The organism is Halosimplex yunnanense (assembly GCF_054504345.1).
The window spans coordinates 357,508-379,067 of sequence record NZ_JBTJEL010000034.1; the positions used below are offsets into that span (position 1 = coordinate 357,508).

General features: G+C 59.6%; 10 protein-coding genes and 1 pseudogene. 6 read left to right on the forward strand and 5 right to left on the reverse strand.

The annotated features are described in order from the left end of the window. Positions 1–32: 32 nt before the first annotated feature. On the forward strand, positions 33–1,415 hold the full coding sequence (locus AB2U09_RS13110) for a DNA cytosine methyltransferase (protein ID WP_459193170.1): 1,383 nt from the start codon (positions 33–35) through the stop codon (positions 1,413–1,415). Positions 1,416–1,426: 11 nt separating this feature from the next. Here AB2U09_RS13110 and AB2U09_RS13115 read toward each other — a convergent pair. Then, positions 1,427–2,059, reverse strand: a pseudogene (locus AB2U09_RS13115) (DUF6735 family protein). 470 nt (positions 2,060–2,529) lie between these two features. On the opposite strand from AB2U09_RS13115, the gene AB2U09_RS13120 reads away from it, so the two are divergent. Next, positions 2,530–4,467 (forward strand): DUF262 domain-containing protein, encoded by a 1,938-nt coding sequence (locus AB2U09_RS13120; RefSeq protein ID WP_459193171.1) that lies wholly within the window; start codon positions 2,530–2,532, stop codon positions 4,465–4,467. Between the two features lie 161 nt (positions 4,468–4,628). Here the strand turns inward: AB2U09_RS13120 and AB2U09_RS13125 are convergent, their stop codons facing one another. Beyond that, positions 4,629–5,438, reverse strand: a complete 810-nt coding sequence (locus AB2U09_RS13125) for a DNA-binding protein (RefSeq protein ID WP_459193172.1) — start codon at positions 5,436–5,438, stop codon at positions 4,629–4,631. Positions 5,439–6,193: 755 nt separating this feature from the next. Between AB2U09_RS13125 and AB2U09_RS13130 the strand changes: the two genes are divergently transcribed. Further along, on the forward strand, positions 6,194–9,976 hold the full coding sequence (locus AB2U09_RS13130; RefSeq protein ID WP_459193173.1) for an ATP-binding protein: 3,783 nt from the start codon (positions 6,194–6,196) through the stop codon (positions 9,974–9,976). Positions 9,977–11,639: 1,663 nt separating this feature from the next. On the opposite strand, the gene AB2U09_RS13135 is transcribed toward AB2U09_RS13130, so the two are convergent. From AB2U09_RS13135 to AB2U09_RS13145, 3 genes are all read right to left on the reverse strand, one after another. Continuing rightward, positions 11,640–12,050 carry a hypothetical protein gene (locus AB2U09_RS13135; protein WP_459193174.1) on the reverse strand — a complete coding sequence of 137 codons (411 nt, stop codon included), beginning with the start codon at positions 12,048–12,050 and terminating at the stop codon, positions 11,640–11,642. A 675-nt stretch (positions 12,051–12,725) separates the two neighbouring features. Beyond that, positions 12,726–14,672: an ABC transporter ATP-binding protein gene (locus AB2U09_RS13140; RefSeq protein WP_459193175.1), complete on the reverse strand. Its 1,947-nt coding sequence runs from the start codon at positions 14,670–14,672 to the stop codon at positions 12,726–12,728. A gap of 121 nt (positions 14,673–14,793) precedes the next feature. Beyond that, complete coding sequence (locus AB2U09_RS13145) at positions 14,794–16,638, reverse strand: IucA/IucC family protein (protein WP_459193176.1); 1,845 nt, start codon at positions 16,636–16,638, stop codon at positions 14,794–14,796. A 175-nt stretch (positions 16,639–16,813) separates the two neighbouring features. Here AB2U09_RS13145 and glnA2 point away from each other — a divergent pair, with 175 nt between their 5' ends. From glnA2 to AB2U09_RS13160, 3 genes are all read left to right on the forward strand, one after another. Beyond that, positions 16,814–18,214, forward strand: a complete 1,401-nt coding sequence (glnA2, locus tag AB2U09_RS13150; RefSeq protein WP_459193177.1) for a gamma-glutamylputrescine synthetase — start codon at positions 16,814–16,816, stop codon at positions 18,212–18,214. A gap of 120 nt (positions 18,215–18,334) precedes the next feature. Continuing rightward, positions 18,335–19,726: a diaminobutyrate--2-oxoglutarate transaminase gene (locus tag AB2U09_RS13155; protein ID WP_459193178.1), complete on the forward strand. Its 1,392-nt coding sequence runs from the start codon at positions 18,335–18,337 to the stop codon at positions 19,724–19,726. Continuing rightward, positions 19,723–21,552 carry an IucA/IucC family protein gene (locus tag AB2U09_RS13160; protein WP_459193179.1) on the forward strand — a complete coding sequence of 610 codons (1,830 nt, stop codon included), beginning with the start codon at positions 19,723–19,725 and terminating at the stop codon, positions 21,550–21,552. The genes AB2U09_RS13155 and AB2U09_RS13160 overlap by 4 nt, the downstream gene beginning before the upstream one ends. Positions 21,553–21,560 lie beyond the last annotated feature (8 nt).

Genomic DNA, 21,560 nt, shown 5'->3' on the forward strand with positions numbered 1-21,560 from the left:
ACTTTCGTCATTCCCGTTCTTCCGTTCGCACAATGGATTCGCGACCATCTGCGATCGATCTCTTTTGTGGGGCTGGGGGGCTCACTGAGGGACTCCGACAGGCCGGCTATGACGTACGATGGGCGATCGACGATGACGAGTCTGCGGTTGAAACCCACCGTGAAAACCACGGCGATTACGCTATTCAGGCGGATATCTGTGAAACCGACCCTGCAGAAGATGGACCCGATATCGATCCAGGAGATCTCGACCTCGTTGCCGGGGGACCACCCTGCCCATCATTCTCTACGATCGGTCGTTCAAAGCTCGGTTCTCTTGAGGATCGTTCCGTCGACGAGGACGATCGGAACGTTCTGTATCTTGATTTTCTCCGCTATGTCAAGCATTTCCAGCCACAGGCGTTCGTGATGGAAAATGTTCCCGGGATGCTGACCGACACAGTCATTGTCGAGTCAGATACAGTCCAGGAGTCTCTTCCGACTGGGGCAGGACAGGTGGTTGAACAGTTTCCGGTTGGTGAGGAGGTCCCTGTTCCGGAAATCATCCTTAAGGAAATGAGGGGGCTAGGATATACTGCAGACTGGTTCCTCGTCGACGCAGCGAAGTTCGGCGTTCCTCAGCATCGAGAACGGCTCTTCTTTATCGGCCGACGAACAGGAGAGACTCTACCGGAGTTCAGCCGGTGGTTTACCCACCGAGAGCCGACCGATCGAGAGAAAGACCAGCAGATGCAGGTTCGGGCAGAACTGAGAGATGACCATGATGAATCCCAGGAGACGCTTGAAACTGGTTCATCTTCTGTTCTCCCTTCCTTTGAGCCCGATCGGGACTACAGACATCCCTACCTCACGGTTGCAGACGCGATTATGGACTTGCCGCCGATTTCCCCCAAGGGGGAGATGCCACCGAACCAAGCGACTGAGTACACGCTTCCTCCCGTCTCCCCGTATCAGGAATGGGCTCGAGACATCGAGGATGGCGAGAAGTGGGAAGAGCAGCCTCTCCGTGACCATGAGGCCCGCTGGCACAATCATCTCGACCTCTCTATATACAAGCTGCTTGGTCACGGCGTCGGATGGAACATCGGTCAGGTAAGTACTGGGCTCCAGCCATACCGCGATGACGTTTTTTCTGATAAATATAAGAAGCAGAATCCTGCGGAACCGGCGTCGACGATCATCGCACATATTCAGAAGGATGGGCACATGTTCATCCACCCAACGGAGGCACGGTCGCTTTCTCCTCGAGAAGCGGCTCGTCTACAGTCTTTCAAAGATACATACTGGTTCCCAGAGGCCCGAACAAGCGCGTACCGTCTGATTGGAAATGCAGTACCGCCTCGGCTCGGGGAGGCAGTCGGTGTTGCGGTTCGGAAGACAATTCTTTCAGATGGACGCACACCGAATTTCGAGTGAATCGCGATGAATCACTCAACGACCTGCGGTCGCTTGATGATGAGTTCCTGTTCTTCGCCGACCCACTCGTCGAGTTTCTGCTCGAGATACTCGATGGCCTCGCAGTGTGTGAAGATACCACGGTCGAGAAGGTCGCCAGCGATATCTTTCAGCGCCCGGAACTCTCCCTGCGCGAACCCGTCGCCGACTGGCTCGCCGTCGTACCACCGGACGGTCCTGAGTGCCCCATTGCCGACTGTGGGTGCAGTTCCGACTGTAGCACAGTCGTACTTCAGGCCAAATCAGTGGGTTCGGTAGGCGGTCACCTCGAAGTCGCTGTTTACGACGTAGAACGCTTCGTGATGCAGGAAATCCAGCTGGTCGGTGATAATCTCCTCGAGTGTGAGCCGAGTCGCCCACGGATCGATACCGAATGGAAGCGACGGTGACTCACGGCCGTCTAGAGCGTCCTGAATCGCTGTCTCAGTCGCGGCTTCAAGGAGCTGGGTAGATGGATTGGCTCGTTTCGTTCGGTTGATCACCACCGAACGTCGTCTCGCTGCTGATGTCCTGCTTGAGCCTGAGATGCATCCCACCCCAGTGGTGTAGTGACAATTGTAAGTCCGATCCGGCCACTCGTAGGCGATGAGTGCACGATGTCCCATTGGTACTCGCGAGGGATTCAGTAGTGTCCCCGCACCCCTCAAGGGGCGAGACAATACACGACAAGGGACTATCTCCAGACACTAGCTTCGTACCGGAGCAATCCACCGAACTGTTTAGCTGCGCGCAGACACGAACACGGAGCGGAGGTTGGGGTGGGACGGTCCGGTGCCGAACAATGGAGATACTTTGTTTAGACGAGATATTGGCATGATCTGGCAAACTGGCTTGGACGATTTCTACTATCTGGGAGATATTTAGAGATCTACGATCACGAACCTGCTAGAGTATTGTGAACCCTCGTAGCGCTTACGAAGCTCGAATCCACCGACGTTTAGAGTTTCTGAAAATGGTCGCAAATATATTACCATAGATACGATTCATCGTATTCATGGAGAGTTCCATTAGAAAGACTTCTTTGCCCGAAACAGCGCCCAGTAGCGAATCTCCACTCACTCTACATAGTCAGTTGGTGACAAAGGAGCGCGGTGAGCCTGTCGATCCCCCCATCGTGATCCCAGCTCTGCAGCGAGAGTTCTGTTGGGACCGCAAACAGATCACCACTCTTTTTGACTCGCTCCTTCGCGGGCTCCCGATTGGATCGCTCCTGCTATGGCACGTTACTCGGGATTCACTCGCGGAGACGGAGGCGACCTACGAGTTCATCCAACGCTACGCGAACAGCTCGAAATTCCCTGCCTCGAAATGGACCCAATCAAACGACCGCAGGTACGTTCGAAATACGAGTGCGAAACTCGATGACGGTCGCATCAATGCTCCGGTTCAATTCGCACTCGACGGTCAGCAGCGGCTCACTGCACTCTTGATCGGCTTGTCCGGACGGTTCTACAAGCACAAAAAGAATCACAAATACCGAAAATGGGATTCCTACACTCCGATGCGGTTGTGTTTGGACTTACTTTCCGACCCGAACGCTGAGCGCGATGCACAGGATCACCACTACCAGTTCAAGTTTCGTGACGAGAGCTACGGTCGTCTCTCCGACAATGAAAAAGAGTACTGGTGGCCCGTCGAGGAGTTCCGTTCAATTATCAACGACGACACGACCGACAATGCGGGAATCGACCGGATCGTCAATGAGGTAATCTCCGAACGTTCAGTCGACGAACCGTCGGCCGACACAGTTGAGTCGAACGTCCGCGCGAATTTAGAACGCCTTGCGAAGACACTTACAGACGATACGCGACTCCAGTACGAGCGAGTCACGGGGATGGACAGCGAAACCGCCGTAGAACTCTTTGTCCGACGAAATGACGCCGGTGAACCGCTCGGGAATGAAGATATCGCCTTCTCGTTGATGTCTGTTTATTGGGACAATGTCGACACACTCGATATCGATAGTCCGAAAGAGGCTATCGAGGAGTTCAATACCGGATTGAGTCAGCAGTTCGGCGCCTATGGATTCGGGTTCGGTAAGCGGTTCACGATCCGAGCCCTGCTTACGCTCGCTGATGAGGAGCCGTCGTTCCGTCGACGCAACTTCTCTCCTGCCACAATGGAGAAAACCGGAAAAACATGGGAAAACTCATCGTTCCAGCGCGCTCTCAAAGACGCGTTTACTGTCATCACAGAAGATCTCCGGCTCAGCAGTAAGTGCCTCACATCGAAAACCGCAGTGCTTCCGATCTGTTATTACTTTCATCGTCATCACAAGAATGGTGGAACAGAACTCCCAACCGATCTGGTCTACCAGTTCGATCGCTGGCTGTGTGCGACGGTGTTCAACAACGTGCTGGAACAAGGACCGAAGCAGGTCTTAGAGCCCGCACAGGAGTTGATCGAGAAGCACTATCCACGATTCCCGACGACGGAGTTGCTCAACACAATCGAACGTGAGGACGATTCATTCGAATTGACCTACCAGCGACTCAGTACAATTCTTGCAGATACCGATTACCGCGGCAACAGTGCTCGGCTCCACCTTTTCCTATCACGGCTGTATACTGATCGGATTGGAGGTGTCGTTCCTCTAGAAAGGATCCACAACGAGGAAAACAACGCCCAGCCAGTACAAATCGACCATATCTATCCACAGGGTGAGCTCTCCTATGACCCCGAAAGTGATGACGAGGGATCGCTTGCCGATGTCGACGAAGAGGTCCGGGCAACTTGTTCTGAGTATAAGCATTCGCTCGTAAATTTACAGCTGATCCCGGAGAACCAAGAGAAATCTGACCGCAATCCATCTGACTGGCTTGCGCGAGATGACGACCAATTGAGCGAACGGATTGAGCGACACTACCTACCGTTCGATAATCCCGACGACTACGAGTATGCGAGATTCGATGAGTTCTGTCGGAAACGCGGGCGGGCGATCACATACCACTTTTTCCGAAAAAATCGCATTCCGATGTCCGCCGACGAACCAACTCTCGCCAGCACAGAATGAACTCCCTCAGCTCAGTACCCAATTGCTTTATTTCTGCCATATCTATTGGGCCGGTGGTTAGGGTCGTGGCTGCGCGCGCAGGAACGAGCACGGAGCGGTGGGTGGGGAGGCGGGGCCGGGCTGGTTCGGCACCGAATAAAAAGGGAGGGAGAGTCAGCCCGCTACTCGTCCCACCATCGCCCGCGATCCGGGAACTCGATGGTGCTCCAACCAGTGACGGCTACCGAGACGCGGCCCTCGTACCAGCTTTTCTCAACTTGGCGCAACTGGACGTGGTCACCTTCCTGAACGACCTTCGGGTCTGACCGCACCCAACTGGTGAATTTTGTTCGACCGCTGTCGTCTTCGATTAATCCAACTTGCTGAATCCGGGGATTCTCAGCATTCCACAACTGCACCACCTCACCTTCGATGTCGACCGTCGACCGTGGTACTTCCTCGAGTGTCCCGATTGGGACTGGCACTCCGGGTGAGGCGTGCATCTCTTCTTTCACTAGCAACGCTGCATTTAACATATCAACGCCTTCGTTGACCTTCTTTGCAATCCGGTACGCCGCCCCGGCCCTGGAACGTTCGTCGAGTTCGTCTGCAATCTGTGCTGCGCGCTTGTTCACCTCCGCGAGTTGCTCCTTGCTCAACTTGGTCCGTGGATCGGCTGGGGGATCTTCCTGGGCGTAGCGCGTCTGTGACTTCACCACCTCGCGCGTCCGATCCTCGCGATCCGAGGACTGCCGCCTGTCCAGCCGCTGCCGTGTACGTCGAATCTCGGCTTCCCGCGCTCGGAACGTCTCTTCGCCTTCCAGCGTCATGCCCTCCGGCCTGGCATCCGGGTGATTCGTATCGACCTTGCCCTGAATCTCCTGGTCGACCGACCGCCGCAGTTCCGGCTGCTCGTCGACCGCCGCTTCGACTTCTTGTTCATCTGTCTCTCCGTCCGAAACTTTACTATCGAATCGCGTCTCACTAGACATTGGAACTTACCTTGGTTCCGAAGGCGCTCACGGCGCCGCCACCGCGATGCTGCTACATCGCGGTTTTCCGACGTCACCGTCCGACACAGACTCATCTGCGCGCGCTCGCTCGCGCCTTCGGTCGCGCCCTCGGGCGCGACGAGCGCGCGCTGTCGAGGACACAATCATCCAGCACCGCGCGCCGACCCGCCCGGAACGGCGCGGCCAGCGCATTCCCCGTTTCGCCCGCGACGCAACCACGTCCGTCGCGGGTCCCCGAGTTCCGGAAGCCTCCGGAAGTCCGGAACCGAAACGGGAGAAGCGCTGGCCTGCGATATGAAGCGTGAGCGCCGTTCCGGGCGGTAAGCGGCGAGCGGGGCGGGCCGGTAGGAGACACTCGTCCATCCAGCTGCTCCACTCAGGGGAACAACCGCACTCCTGGCGGACTGAAAGGGCGAGGCGGGCTCGCGTTCATGGAGTCGTCTGCGCGGGCACTATCCGCGCGGGCAGTGCGGAGAGCGCGGATATCCCGCGCAGCGACCGCGAGCCCGCCGAGGGCTTTCACCGCTAACCGGTTGCCGCGGTGACTCTCCCTTGGATGCCCAAGTCGCAACTGGAACAACGGACCAACATCATTAGACTTTGATTCCACACACGCCAGTCACAAACCGGGAGACAGCGAGCGGATCCAAAGGATTCAATAAATAAACGAATTTCAGATAACACGTACGCTGCCACGTTGGGACACACACGGTGCAATCGAGGTGCGACAACCGATGGCGAGCGAACCAGACACAGCCGCAACGACTGGTCCCGGTGATGCCGAATCGCCCAGAGAACCACGCCCACTTCCCGTTCCCGTCGACGAGCAGGAACTCGACACGACCGACGACGAGATAGACCCACCCGAACCACGACCCTACGTCGAGATCCGGCCGACGGACACGCCACTCTCGCCACGGGCCGTCGAGCAAGCGATGGAGCAACTCCACGCAACGCTCGAACGCGCGACACAGACACGACTCCGCGACAAACTCCGCGGGCAAACCAAACGACCGAGCGTCGAGTGGCTGCTCGTCGCCGACGGCAACGAAGACACGGCCATCCGCTATCTCGTCGGCATCACCGACGACGAGCGCCACGACGAACTCAAACGGATTCTCCGAACCACATTCCCGAACACCTACGAACTCCAGACGGTCGCGTGGCATCCGAGCGACCTCAGGAGTCTCGCGACACCGACCGATCTCACCGACCTCTACACAGCGGACACCGAAGCAGATTCGTCGACCGACACGGAGACGCCACCGCTGGCCGCTGTCGACTTCCACGGCCACGGCGAGCGTCCCTGTGACTGGCAGACGCCGCTGACGCCGTTCGAGGAACTGACGACCGAGCGGCATCCAAACGACGAGAGCCACCGCCTGCCGCTGACGACCCTCGTCGAGACGATGCGTGACGCCGACGTCCCGGTCGTCTATCAGGCGCTCTGTCGACCCTACAGGGATATCACACCCGACGTCGAAGAGTACCGACTCGCGCTCGAAGACGGCACGGCTACGCTCGGCGGGAAACTCCGGGAAGCGCTGTTCCCCCGCCCGGTCGACGCGGACCATACGTACGACCCGCCCGCCGCCGACCAGGCGCGCATCGACGGCCTCGACGACCGCGAGACCCATCGCACGTTCCAGGTGACCGCTCGTGCCGTCGTCTTCCCCGACGAGCGCGGCCGACCACCCACCGAGATCGCCGAGAGTCTCGCCTCGGCACTCAGTCCACTCGACGGGACAGCCCATCGCGTCGAAGGGAGAGTCGAGACGGACGGCGACGCCGATGAGGGCCCGGGCACGGAATGCTTCGCAGCGCTGTGTGACCGCACGCACGGTCCTGTCGCGTACGAACGGACGTGGAATCGCCTGCGACGCACTTTCACCAGCCCAGGCATCGTCACTACCCCGGCCGAACTCCCGGGCCTGTGCCTGCTCGACGGGGGCGCGCTCACCCACACAGGACAACGGGCAGTCGGCGTCCGCAACCGCGAACGGACGGGGATCGCACTGCCCGAACCGGGGAAGCTCGCCCGCTACCGGCCGCCGGGGATGGCACTCGCCCGGCCGCTCACGAGCGACCGCCAGCCCGTCGACGACCCGCTGGTCTTGCCACCCGACTACCAGCCCCGCCACCAGGTGATCGTCGGCGACACCGGGTCGGGGAAATCCGTCCTGACGATCGGGGCGATGCTCTCGAATCTCGACGCCACCGACGGGCCGGACATCCTCTTCGACTACAAGGGCGGGGGCACCGCCCAGGAGTACCTGCAGGCCCACTACGCGACACGGGGCGACCTCGAAGACGTCCTGTACTTCGACCTGACCAGCGTGCTCCCCGCGTTCTCCTTCTTCGATATCGAACCGCTCCTTGACGCGGGCCTCCCACGCGAAGAGGCCCGCTCGCGGAAGACTGGCCACTACGAGGAGATCCTCCGCAGCACCATGCCCGCCGGCCAGTACGACGACGCCACCGAATCACCCCGCGTCATCCGCAACCACCTGCGGGCACTCTACGACCCTGTCCACGGCGCAGACGCCTTCCCCCACTCCCGCCTCTACGATGCCCTCCAGCGCACGCAAGGCAGTGAGTCGCCACCTTCGGTCTCGGAGGACACCTTCGAACGATACTTCTCGGGCCTGCTCGAACGCGACCGCGACGTCTTCACGAAGATCATGGGTGGGGCCATCTCCCGCGTCGAGACCATCGCCACCGACGCCCGCCTCGCGCCATTGTTCGACCACGTCCCCAGCGAGACTGACCCCAGCTTCGACTTCGGCGAGATCGTCGACGAGGACACCGTCGTCATCTTCGACTTCGGCGGGATGGAAACCCGTGTGAAGCGGACGCTATCGATGGTCCTGCTGTCGAACCTCTGGACCGCGCTCAAGGCCCGCGAGGAACGCACTTCCAGCGATGCGGACAACCCACAGGTCAACCTCTACCTCGAGGAAGCCAAGGACGTCGCCGATACGGAACTGGTCGACACGCTGCTCGCCCAGGGCCGCAGTTTCGACCTGTCGGTCACACTCGGCGTGCAGTTCCTCGAACAGCTGGACTCGCCCGACCCCGCCGACGACACCTACCGTGAGGCACTCAACGAGACGGCCACGTTCGTCGTCGGGAACGTCTCGGTCGACCGCCACCTGCCAGATGTCCTTGCGACGGACGAGATGCCGCCGAGCGAGGTGGAGCGCCGTCTCGGCGCACTCGGCCGCGGAGAGTGGCTCGTCCGCCCGGGTGCGGGCTTCGGCGATGCACCCACCCGGCCGCTGCTCGGGGAGTCGTTGCCAGCGCCACCGGGCCACCCCGCGAGCGACAGCCCGCTTCGGGGCCGTGACCGACGCGAATTCGAGGAGGCGATGGAACGTCTTCAGGCACGCACTGCCGCAGCAGGCGGGATCGAGCTCGGCGAGCCGGCGACGACCGACTTCGACGTCACCGTCGACGACGAGAGCGACGACCTGCCACACGTGGCGACGCTGTTGCCCTACACGAAGCGCTTGCCCGACCCTGTTGAGTACGATACCGAGGCCCACGCGCTGTGCTGTGGGGACTGTGAGACCCGCTACAACGCAACCCTCCGGGGACTGCATCATGCCGTCGAGTGCTGTCACTCGATGGCCGAGGTCGACCCGGACGACGTTCCGATCGTCGACTCGAACCTCACCCGTTCGCCCGCGGACGTCGCCGACGCCGAGTACTCCCCGCAGCAGGTGCTGTTCTTGCAAGCGGTCTACAACGTCCAGCAGCGCGTCTACGAACGCCCCGAGTACGATATCGTCCGCGATTCGATGGCTCGCATCCAGGAGTACGCCGGTCTGGAGGACGACGCCGTCGACGAACTCCTTGAGGACGGCCTGCTCCGGGAGGACACGAACCATCCGCACAAGCTCTATTCGGTGACGCCCGATGGCCGGGACGTCCTGCAGGAGTCGCACAGCCACGGCGTCGCCTACGGCCACGGGCAGGGCGACCTCGACGAGACCGCCCAGCACGTCCTCGGCGTCGAGGTCGCCGTCCGCTGGCTGCGCCAGACGTACGTGAACGACCCGGAGTCCGATGTCGTGACCGTCCACCCGTACTTCGATCTCCGGGAGGGACGCGTCGACGCCGCCGGCTTCTTCGGGGACGAGGACGATGCCGCCGATGCTGCCGACGGGTTCGAGCATCATCGGCTGGATGTCGTCGGCCTCAATGACGACGGCGAGATCGTCGTCACTGTCGAGGTCGAACGCATCAACCACGACACTCGACGCGCAGTACCGGACGACTACGACAAGATGGCTGCCTGTGAGCCCGACGAGGCGATCTGGCTGGCGATGTCGAACACGAAGGCCCACGAGGTCCTCGCCGCGCTCAACGACCCGCTGGAGGGCGAACCCCGCGTCGAGAAGACCTACGCGGAGTCCACACCGGTGACCTCGTTCCGGATCGACGAGCCCGGTTGTACCGACATCTACACGCTCGCGCAACTGCGGAGCGAGATTCTCGAACCGGGCGAGGAGTAGACGATCCGGTGATTCCGGGAACTCGGCTCTCGTCCCACCCGGTGACTGGAACCAATACCCGTCAGACTGGGTTCGTGCTGGGCTCTCGTTGTGTTGGCTGGTGCGGCTTGACGGCCCGTGACTGGCACTCGCTTGTCACCCGCGATCACGACCCCTACCTGAATCGATGCCACGGGCGAGAGCGGGACCTACCCCGTTCACGAATTCTTTTCGGATACCGATCGTGTTTGGATACTTTGGATTAGCCATTCGAGGCAGTTCGGTTTGTAACTCTATGTGATAGGTGTCGATCGTGGTTGCATCAGTAGTTCACGGACCATCGGGTGGAGTGGGTGACACCCGAACGAGACAAGTATGACAGTCTCAGGATAAATTTGGTACTTCTCGGGCCGCAGTGCGATCGAGCACACGGAGTGCTTGGCCGTCAACCGGGTGCACCTGAGCGGCTTCGTCACCCGCCCACCCCGCGTGAGCGCGTCGATCGGGAGGAACACCCGGTTCAGATCCCGGAATTCGGCGCCGACAACTCGGCCACAGCACCGCTACAATATGGATAGCTGGAGCGGAGCGGGGGGAGTACACTGGTGAGTGGTTGGATTTTTCAGGGGGTATCACAGCGCCGAATAGTGGAGATTTCGCCATCGAACGGCCACCAGACGTGGAGATTCACTTCGGTCATTGCCGAGGAGAAATATCAGTATTCGTTTGTCAGTATTCGGTACGTCGTCTCCACCCCACCTGCACCCCGGGTTTTACCCCCAATCTCGACATTCTCTTTCTCGTACTATTACGCACTCCAGCCCCGGTCGTCGACGCGTTCGCGGTGGTTTTCACGGGATGCAGCCGCAGTCGTGGGTCGGCTGGGGCTGGTCCCCATATGATGGATTGTCTAGGCGAGTGATCGGTACTCTCACATATATTGTAGCGGTCGGTTCGTACACCTGTATCGTCAAGAAATCGGAGTAATGTCTGTTTAGGACCGATATTTTTCGATTTAAACGGGGTTGGATACGAAAGGATGGCGTCGTCTTAATCTGAAGCTATTGGTGGGTATTTTCAGTTTCAACCGGTGCTATCCGACCCTATATAGAAGGGTAATATATTTGTTAATCTTGTCCCTCGGTGGCGTCCCAACCAGTCGATACTATACGGGAGATGAATTTCGGGATCGAAATCGGAACCAGAGGAATGATAAAATAACTGGCCAAAATCGAAGAATACGAGATCCAATGTCTTCAAATCTTATTCGGGTTGGAATTATAACACAAATTACTATTTCACTACCCTCCGATAGCTAGATCACGAGCCGGCATTTTATCGGTCCACAGGATCAGTCGGTCCATCGTCAATAAGTGAGCAAAATCGCTTCGCACTGACCCCGCCGTGATCGGTTCGTTGTAGTACTCGGTGCCGAAGGTTGTTCTCCATATGTATTAAATAAGTAATGGTTCTGGGGATTGAGCCAATTACTGTTGCAACACCAATGAGCCGGTCGGGTTCCCAGGGTGAGAGAGTTGTCTGCCTCGTTTTCAATATGGAGGGACGGCAAGAGTCGCTCGAAAAGCGGGGACGGTCCACGCGAGTTCAGATCGCCCTGCTGTAGAATTGTCGTAACCCGATAGTTCACCGCCGCGGTACCACCACCGACCCGCAACGGGGTCGGCTATTCGAACGAATTCCACTCAGTTTCAGTGCCGAGGATTTCCGCGAGCGAGGTGACCATCGATTGTAATTCGTCGATCTGTGCCTGCTGGTGCTCGATAACGTCCTGTAACTCGGCGATGTCCGTTTCAGTCTCGTCGTACTGTTGGTTGATGTCGTCGACGGCCTCGGAGTACTTCTCCATCGCCTCGGAGAGATGGGCGATGTCCTCGTCCGTTGCTAGCCCGTGTTCGTCCGGCTCACGGAGCATCTCTCTGTGCGTGACGATGGCGTCGGACACGCTCTCGCTTCCCTCCGGAAGCGCGATTTTCAGTCCGTTCGACGCTGTTGCGTTCTTGCTCGACGACTCGCCATCGGATTCAGCGGCCTGCTCCTGTTCGGGTGTATTCGAGTTCGACGGTTTACTGCTCATGTGAAAACAGGGGGGTCGCAATAGCATAAATCATCGTCAGACATATGATTTGAGGATGAAAGGACACGATCGCCTTCCACTATTTCGTGCGTCATCGGTCCTCTTCAGGTGGGCGAGATGCCGATTGTGGCCGTCGAGTACTACATCATCTGGTGAATCACTTGAGGAAGTCCCGAAACACCCGGTCTTCCCCGCCTGTGGAATCTGGTGTGGTGTATTGAAAGTCTGAAACGAACAGCCTTTTTACAAGGAACCAGATCTGGAGGAGAGTGCTTCAATCGAGCCAGAGCATCCGCTTAGGGCAATTCCTTGCGACCGGTCCGGACGCACTCCCAGCAGCGGAACTCACCGAGACACCCCTCGCAGTCCTCCCCGACTCGTCTGAATCACCTGTTCCACTGCGTTGGTCCGTCACTTCCTCAAAGTCCGACAGCGTCGTGGACGAGTCGAGTCGTCCACCGTCCGCGACGACGGACGCCAGTCGCCAGCCTCGACACAGTCCGAACAGTACAGTCCCGCTTTTTCTGACGGATAATACTCGAATTCTGTTCCGCACCGAGTAGATCTTCACAGAATGCATAGATGTCGTACTCGATGCCAAGGCTCGGAGAAAGCGTCGGATATCGTCGTGCCCTCGTAGAAGACTGCGGCAGGTTCGACCAGAAAGCAGGTGGTTTAGTCGCTCTGGGACGACTCCGGCAGGACGGAATTCCGGGCGACAGACCGTTCAACGCGCTCTGGGAGTTCAGTTACCTGACCCGTCTGTATCTGCCAGAGTGCGGCGTAGAGGCCATCGTCCTCCAGTAGTTCGTCGTGTGTGCCCCCCTCGACGATGCGACCGTCTTCGACGACCAAGACCCGGTTGGCATTCTTAATCGTCGAAAGTCGATGAGCGATCGCGATCGTGGTTCTGTCGGTAGTGAGTTCTTCCAGCCGTTGGCGTATCAACAGTTCCGTCTCGGTATCGACACTCGCCGTAGCCTCGTCAAGCAGGACGACATCGGGATCCTGAAGGAACACTCGGGCAAGGGCGATCCGCTGGCGCTGTCCACCAGACAGTTTTACGCCGCGCTCGCCGACCTCCGTGTCGTACCCCTGTGGGAGCGACTCGATAAACTCGTGAGCGCGAGCGGCTCGGGCCGCCTGCCTGATCGCTTCGTCGCTCGCGTCGAACTGTCCATACCGGATGTTCTCGGTGACTGTGCCATCGAACAGGAAAGATTCCTGGCCAACGTATCCGATCGAGGTACGCAAGCTTTCGAGAGTCACACTGCGGAGGTCGTGGCCATCGATCCGGACAGCCCCACCCGTCACGTCGTAGAGACGTAACAGAAGTTTCGCGACAGTCGATTTCCCCGCGCCCGTCGGACCGACAAGTGCGACTGTCTCACCGGATTCGACCGTGAAGGAGAGCCCGTCGAAGACACGGTCCTCGTTGGGGGCGACGCTGTCGGCTCCATAGGCGAACGACACCTCATCGAACTCGATGCGGCCGTCGATATCATCGAGGTGCGTCGCATCGGGTGCATCAGTGATGCGGACGGGGGCGTCTAACAGTCCGCAGACGCGCTTCCCGGATGCCTTCGCGTTCTCGTAGCGGGTCACAATGTCCGAGAGCTTCGCGAGGGGAGCAGTAAGCCGCTGAGTAAGGAGAACGAACACGACGAACGTGCCAACTGTCAAGTCATCCGAGAACGGACCCGGCGGGCCGTTAATTACCCAGATACCACCGACAACGAACGTTACGAATAGACTGATGCCTGTGAGTAGTCGCGTCCCGGGACGATAGAAGACACTCAGGCTGATAGCGCCCATAGCGCTGTCGAGGAGGTCTTGAGCGGCTCGTTCGATTCGCTCGGCTTCGTGGTCCTCGGCGGCTGTGGTCTTGACAAGGTGGTTGCCACTGATAGCGTTCTGGAGCCGTGTATTTAGGGATCCGACTGCCGAACGCCAGCTCGCGAACCGCGGTTCGACGGCTCGCGTGAACCACCACGTGAATCCGGCAAGCAACGGGACTACGAGAAGCGTGATCGTAGCCAGCTGCCAGTTGAGATGGACCAACAGCGCCGTGATCCCAACAGTCACGATACAGATTCGGGCACTTTCGCGGAGGGCAGTATCGAAGAACCGCTCGAGATTCGTCGTGTCGTTGTTCAGTATCGACATTGCCTCTCCTGTCTCCACTTCGTCGAGCAACCCCGTGTCGAGCCGTTGGAGTTGCCGGTAGGCGTCCGCCCGGACCTCGTACATGACGCCGTGTGCGAAGTAATTCATGGCAAAGTCGCGAAGCCAGCCCGTCGTTGCTGCCAGTACGATAGACCCACCGACCAGCGCTGCAGAGAGCCGAAACTGGTCTGGCGCGCTCTTCGGAAGCCACGAACCAGGGACCAACGGGAGGGTGTAGGCCGATTCGCCGGTGAACACGGCGTCGATAGTCGTGCCCAGGACAAAGGGCGTAACGAGCCCTGCACCGTGGGAGAGAATACTCGCAAGCAGTCCGACGGCGAGCCATGCGCGTTCGGATCGACCATATCGAGCGAACAGACGTCGCAACGGCTGGGATACTTCCTGGCCGTAGGTATCGAACGGAGATTCGTCCGAACTCCGATCGCCGGAAGTCATACGGCGGGTGCACCCCCGTTTTGTGACCCGGAGCCCACCAAGCAGCGACCACAGGACCAGTTACAGATGTCTAAAGTGGTCGCGCACAAGCCCGATATGGCCCTGTGAACCCACAGAGCAGTCATGTGAACTCCTGAAGCGGGTTCGGGACGGTTCCGTGGTGGCGAACTTTCGGACGTGTGTGGGTATCTTCGTACCCATGGTCGACCAGTCGGTTGCGATTGAGACAGTAGTTTCTGAATCGCGGTCTGAATAGATCGAACGCGGCGTAGCGCTCCTCGTATTCGGGGAATCGCTCGTGATACCGTTCAATAGTCCGCCGCACGTGTCCCCAGAATGCTGCCTCGGAGAGCCCGACAGAGCGTTCGAGAGCATCCGAGACGAAACGGAACACCCCGTCGAACAGCGTCCCGACTATCCGGTGACAGAGAAGCACCGGCGGTTTGCGCTTGACAATGTTGTGTGTATAGCGGTCGTCATCCCGAAGGGGAGCCGGGAGCTTCGCCATGAGTTCCGGGAAGTCCCGGTCGACGACAGCCACCTCGTCGACAAAATCCGTGATAGCGATCCGCTCCGGCGCGCCGTCGTCGTGGAAGAGGGTGACGTTGGTTCCATGAGGCATGAATACTAGCCCGTACCGATAGAGACAGTGTAGGATCGGGTCCAGTACTGTCTCGAGGAACGCGTCGAGCCACGCTTCCACCGCCATCCCTGACCGATCGACGAGCTTCGTGACGACTGGCGTCCCGTCGAAGTCATCCTGGAGGAGCGCGGCCAGTGCGAGCGGCGACTCCCCGGGCCCGAGAGCGTCGGTGACGCTTTCGCGCCAGACGCACCCGAGGAGTTCGTGATACTGGTACGGCGCTCGCTCGAGTTGCGTGAACTTCGGGTGTTCGTAACTGACACCTGCGATCTCTCCCGGGAGGGCGAGTTCACACGCTGAATGAAGGAACTGGTCGTCGTCACGGATCGATTTGACGAACCCCGTGACCAGCGGCGCGGCCTCGGCCTGTTCGTTCAGGATCCCGCGATAGACGTTCGTGTTCAGCACCCGGATCGGGAGTTTCACGTGAGCCTTCGACGGGTCGGTCACGTTCGAGAACGTGCGAATCGACTGCTGGGGAAGATACGTATCCGGCCCTTCGCCAAGTGGGACAAGCATGTCCGCCGCGATGTCCTCGGCGAACAGCTGGACCACGCTGTCGGCCCACTGCCAGTCGTGGACTGGAAAGAGAATGTACTTCTCCGGGTCGAGTCCGTCGTCTACCAACTGGGCACGGAAGGTGTCGTAGTGGTCACCGAGCTCCGTACTGAGTAACGCTGACTCCGAAAGCCCATCCACCGACCGGAACGTTGCCCGATCTCGGTGAGCGGCGATCCACGACAGGGATCGGCGCTGCTTCGCCTCCGGAGCATACTTGCGACAGTCGTCGTAGTCGAATCCTACCCGTCCCTTGTTGTACGTGTACTTTGGATGGCCACGCAGCTCTCCCTCAACTTCCGCGTACGACAGATCAAGTATCGATTCGTCGCCGCGATTAGCCTGCGTTTCACGGATGTGTGTATCTGCAACTAACGTGTTGTAGTACTCTCGCAGGAGTCGGGCAAGCGTCGTCTCATCCGTACCGAGATACCCCTGTGCGTCGACGAGAAACTGGATCGGGTCGTCAGTGGTCCGCCATCCGTCGTCCCCATAGCGCTGTACCGACCCAGGTCGAACTCGATAGGTCCCCAGCGCGCGCTGGTGGACGTCGAACCGATACTCGATCCCACCGGTTAGCAATAGCGCATACCGGTCCCACGTTTCACGCGGTTCTTCCGGATCCGCAGCAACGGTTTCGACCCGTGTTGGTGAAAGAAGTCCTTCCCGCATGAACGCGGCGAGAATCTTCCGCAACATCGTCCGGTTCGCCTCGTCCCAGCAGCGCCCTCCGAGCGTCGATTGTACTGTTTCTGCTCGATCCATCGGTTATCGGCCCCCGCTGTGAGCATGGCCGGTTCGCTTGTTCATCGAACCGCAACTGGACGCTATCATCAGTACTTCCTCGTGATTTAGGCTAGCCTAAAACCATAAAAACGTTTCTCCTAGATAGCATGAAACGACGATAATAATAACTGCACATGGTATTACCCCTATCTGTGTGATCACCGTCATTTTTTTAGGCTGGCCTAATAATAGTGGGGTGAACGATATGAAGGGATCACAAGCGCTCGAGGATCGATGTGCCGACCAAGACGTCGACCTCGTCCGGCTTCTGTTTGTAACCCAGAGCGGAGCGATCCGGGCTCAGACGGTCGAAGCATCGAAAGTTGAGGAGGCCGTCGAACGAGGGACGACCGTTTCGCAACTGATTCAGATGTACAACGCAGTCGGTGGACGGGACAAGGACGGCCGACTCACGACGGTCGGTGAAGCCCGGTTACGTCCGGATCCAGAGACGTTCCGAGAGCTTCCCTATGCAGACCGCACAGGCGCAATGCTCTGTGACATCGAGACGCTCGACGGGACACCTTGGGACGTCGACGCCCGCTCGTCACTGCGGTCCGCGCTGAAAGATTTCCAGAGTGAGGGTCTCAACCCGGAGGTGGCCTTTGAAAGCGAGTTCCACCTGTTCGAGCGCGAACCAGACGGCGACGATCGGACGATCGGATCGGCTGGCGCGTATCTGACCGAGAGCATGCGCGAGACGCACAACACAGTCGTCGAAACTATCGACGCACTGGCCGACCAGGACATCGGCGTCGAGAAGTATCACCCGGAGTACGCTCCTGGGAAACACGAGATCGTCACTCGGCATCGACCGGGATTGCGGGCGGCCGACGAACACGTTCTCCTTCGAGAGACAGTCGACAGCGTCGCACGGGCCAACGGATACCGAGCTACGTTCCTCCCACGACCGTTCGAGAACGCAACCAACGGGTGTCATCTCCACGTGTCGCTATGGAATGGGGAGGCGAATGCGTTTCACGACGCGGAGACGGGCGAGCTGAGTATCACCGGTCGACAGTTTGTCGCCGGGATCCTCGACCATGCGCCGGCGCTCGTGGCACTGACCGCACCAACTGCGAACTCCTTCGTACGACTTCGCCCGCAAAACGGTGCCACCGGCTATGCTTGCTGGGGACGGGAGAATCGGGAGGCGTTCGTACGCATCCCTGCGCCCGCGTCCGCTGACCAGACGGAGTCGTCTCTCCGTCTGGAGTTCCGCGGCGCCGACAACACTGCAAATCCATATCTTGCCCTTCTTGGGCTGCTCGGTGCGGGATATGACGGCATCGATCGGGAACTGGAACCACCCGCGCCCCTGTCGGTCGATCCGGGGAATCTCACTGACGACGAGCGGAACGAGGCCGGCGTTGAGCGGTTACCACGCACGCTAGGCCAGGCACTGGATGCCCTCGAAGCAAACGAGACGATGAGAGACCTACTCGGTGACCCGCTGATCGAGACGTATCTGTCCGTCAAACGAAGTCACTGGGAGCAGTTCGTCCGCGACAGTGCGCAGTCGTGGGAACTCGACCATCTTCGGAGTGTGTACTGACGCCTGATGGCCCAGTGACCGAGCCGGTAGATCTGCCGGTTAGTTGCATCTCTACCTGTATATTTCACTATACCCACCGATAATATTTTATGCTTTTAGGCCAGCCTAAAACACGCACCTATGTATCACGGTTCAGACCCCACCGCGGAAGACCGTTCGAGATACGACCAGTCGAATGAGGAGTTACGGCAGAGCCAACAGCGTCGAGAGTCCAACGCGCGGACGTATCCGCGGTCGCTGCCGTTTGCAGTTTCGTACGCTCGGGGCGCCGAGCTTGTGGACGCCGATGGCAACGAGTACATCGACTGTCTGGCCGGCGCGGGAACGCTCGCCCTCGGACACAATCACCCGGCGGTGACGGACGAGATAGAGCGATTGCTGGCAGAGGAGCGTCCCCTCCACACGCTCGACATTACAACACCCGAGAAGGAGGAGTTCGTCGACGTGCTGTTAGAGAGTTTCCCCGACGCCTTCGCTGAGCGAGCGAAGATACAGTTCTGCTCACCGGCTGGGACGGATGCCGTCGAGGCGGCTCTGAAGCTTGCAAAGACGGCGACTGGAAACCGAAGTGTCCTCGGGTTCCAGGGCGGGTACCACGGGATGACGAGCGGTTCGCTCAGTCTAATGGGTGATACAGAAGCAAAGGAGCCGATTCCCGGACTGATGTCGAACGTCCATCATCTGCCGTTTCCGGAGACGTATCGTCATCCGTTCGGGCTCGGCCCAGACGACCATGAACCGATCAGCCGGTTCGTTGAGCGGGTGATTGCCGGCCCAGAGAGCGGCGTCACTGATCCTGCAGCGGTGATTCTCGAACTCGTTCAGGGGGAGGGCGGCGTTAACCCGGCCCCGGACGAGTGGGTTCGAGAGGTCCGGCGAATCACCCGGGAGCACGACGTCCCGATGATCGTCGACGAGATCCAGACAGGAATGGGTCGAACTGGCGAAACCTGGGCCTTCGAACACGCGGGCGTGACCCCTGACATCGTCACTTGCTCGAAGGCCATCGGTGGGGGGCTACCGCTCGCGGTCGTCGTCTACGACGAGGAACTCGACGAGTGGGACCCCGGAGCGCACGCGGGCACCTTTCGCGGTCACCAGCTCGCCATGGCCGCCGGGAAAGTCACGATCCGCCACGTTCTAGAACACGACCTCGACGAACACGCCGCCGAGATGGGCGAGCGTCTCCGCGAGGAACTGGAATCCATCGAAGCGCGATACGACGCGGTTGGAGACGTACGCGGTCGCGGGCTCATGCTCGGCGTCGAATTCATCGAGACCGCCGCTACCGACGACGACGCTACACCACCACCGGATGGTGACCTTTCTTCGGCGGTAAAAGCCGAATGTTTCGACCGCGGGCTCGTCGTCGAAACTGGTGGTCGGGATAGTGCGGTCGTTCGATTCCTTCCGCCACTGAACGTCGACCGAACGCAGATCGACGAAATCGCAGCCCGATTCGGCGAAGCAGTCGCGGCCGCTACCGACGCGTCACGGGAGGTGAGACCGTGACTGACCAGACACGAGTGCGATCACTGGGTGTCGGCTGCGAGACGCCAGAGGAACACGCCGAATCGGCGACGGTTCACGGGCTGGTGAACTGTTATCACCGGGAAGCCGACACGGGATGCATCGTCCCCCCGTCCGAGGCACCAGCAGCTGTCACCGACAACAGAGATGTACTCCGTCTGGAGCTCTCCGAGCAGGAGGTGACGTTGTTCGCACCTCTCCGGTACGTGTCCGCGACCGATCGGCACACGTTCTCTCTGCCAGTTTACGTTCGTCGCGGAAGCGAACCTGAGCCCATCGACGCGGCGACACTCGCCGCGCTCGTCCGTCGCGAACTCGTCCTCTCGACCGATGCAACCGCGACGGCAGCCACGGATCTATTGCGACGAGTGTTGCTCTCGCGGCGGGAAATCAAACGGTTCTTCAGCGATCGTAACGGCGGTATACCGTCGTTTCACGAGGGGCTGTCGTTCGTCGACGCCGAGCAGTCCCTCCTTTATGGTCACCTACTGCATCCGACACCCAAGAGCCGGGAGGGGATCGCAGCATACGATACGGCAGACTACGCGCCGGAACTTCGCGGGTCCATGCGGCTTCGGTACTTCGCTGTCGACCCGAAATTGGTCTCGGAGTGGTCGGCGAAGGAGACGAGTGCTACCGACTGGGTCGCGGCCGGACTTCGGGAGGCGGACACCGAACTCCCGGCGAGATGTAAGGCCGCAATTGACGATGGTCGACGGCTGATACCAGTTCATCCATGGCAGGCCGATTCGCTCCGGTCCCAGGAATACGTCCGAGAAGCGATCTCCGACGGACACCTGGCGGACCTCGGGACGTTCGGCCCCTCTTTCTACCCGACTTCGTCGGTCCGGACACTGTGGAGTCCGGAAACGCCGTACATGGTGAAATCCTCCCTGGGTGTGGAAATCACGAACGCCAAACGAACGACCCCACGCTCGAAACTTCGGCTGGCTGTCGCCGTCGCAGAACTACTCGACACCGGATACGGCGACCGGCTCGCAGCCGCGTATCCGCGGTTCTCACTGCTTGCCGATCCTGCCGCAGTAACTGTCGACGTGGGGCCCGGGGTTGAATCAGGGTTCGAGACCGTGCTTCGCGAGAACCCGTTCGCGGGGAGTCGGGCGGAGAACGTCGCCGCTGTCGTCGCACTGTGTCAGGACAGACCGAACGGACCGCCCCTTCTCTCGGAGATCGTTCGACAGATTGCCGAACGGGAGGGACGGTCAACGGCGACCGTCGCCCGAGAGTGGTTCCGCAAGTACCTCGCGGTGACCGTGCGTCCGGCAGTGTGGTCGTACTTCGAACTCGGGGTCGGGTTCGAGGCTCACCAGCAAAACACCGTTGTCAAGTTAGACACTGATGGCTGGCCGAAGGCGGGCTTCTACCGCGACAACGGCGGCTATTGCTTCCCCGAGTCCCGCTACGACCGTGTCGATACGTGGGTACCCGGCCTCGACGAGCGGGTGGAAACGGTCTGCGCCGACGCAGTCACTGACCGGTGTCTCAGATACTACCTGTTCATCAACAATGCGTTCGGGGTCGTCAATGCCCTCGGTGTCGGCGGGGTCGTCGAGGAATCGACACTGCTGGCCGACCTCCGGAGCGAGGTTTCCTCGCTAGCCGAGGACGAACCGCCGGCCTCCAATCTGGTGTCGGCACTGCTCGAAGATCGGCAGATACCCTGCAAGGGGAATCTCCGAACCCGTTTTGCGGGATGTGATGAACTCGCTTCGAGTCTCGACGCCGAATCTGTCTACATCGACATCGAAAACCCATTGGTGACCAAGGTATCACCTCGTTGCAAATAGTTACTGTT

What these genes read in the sequence shown, in the direction of transcription:
- AB2U09_RS13130 (WP_459193173.1), top strand. Translation starts at nt 6,194, where the DNA reads ATGGCGAGCGAACCAGACACAGCCGCAACGACTGGTCCCGGTGATGCC.
- AB2U09_RS13135 (WP_459193174.1), bottom strand. Translation starts at nt 12,050, where the DNA reads ATGAGCAGTAAACCGTCGAACTCGAATACACCCGAACAGGAGCAGGCC.
- AB2U09_RS13125 (WP_459193172.1), bottom strand. Translation starts at nt 5,438, where the DNA reads ATGTCTAGTGAGACGCGATTCGATAGTAAAGTTTCGGACGGAGAGACA.
- AB2U09_RS13145 (WP_459193176.1), bottom strand. Translation starts at nt 16,638, where the DNA reads ATGGATCGAGCAGAAACAGTACAATCGACGCTCGGAGGGCGCTGCTGG.
- AB2U09_RS13155 (WP_459193178.1), top strand. Translation starts at nt 18,335, where the DNA reads ATGTATCACGGTTCAGACCCCACCGCGGAAGACCGTTCGAGATACGAC.
- AB2U09_RS13110 (WP_459193170.1), top strand. Translation starts at nt 33, where the DNA reads ATGGATTCGCGACCATCTGCGATCGATCTCTTTTGTGGGGCTGGGGGG.
- AB2U09_RS13140 (WP_459193175.1), bottom strand. Translation starts at nt 14,672, where the DNA reads ATGACTTCCGGCGATCGGAGTTCGGACGAATCTCCGTTCGATACCTAC.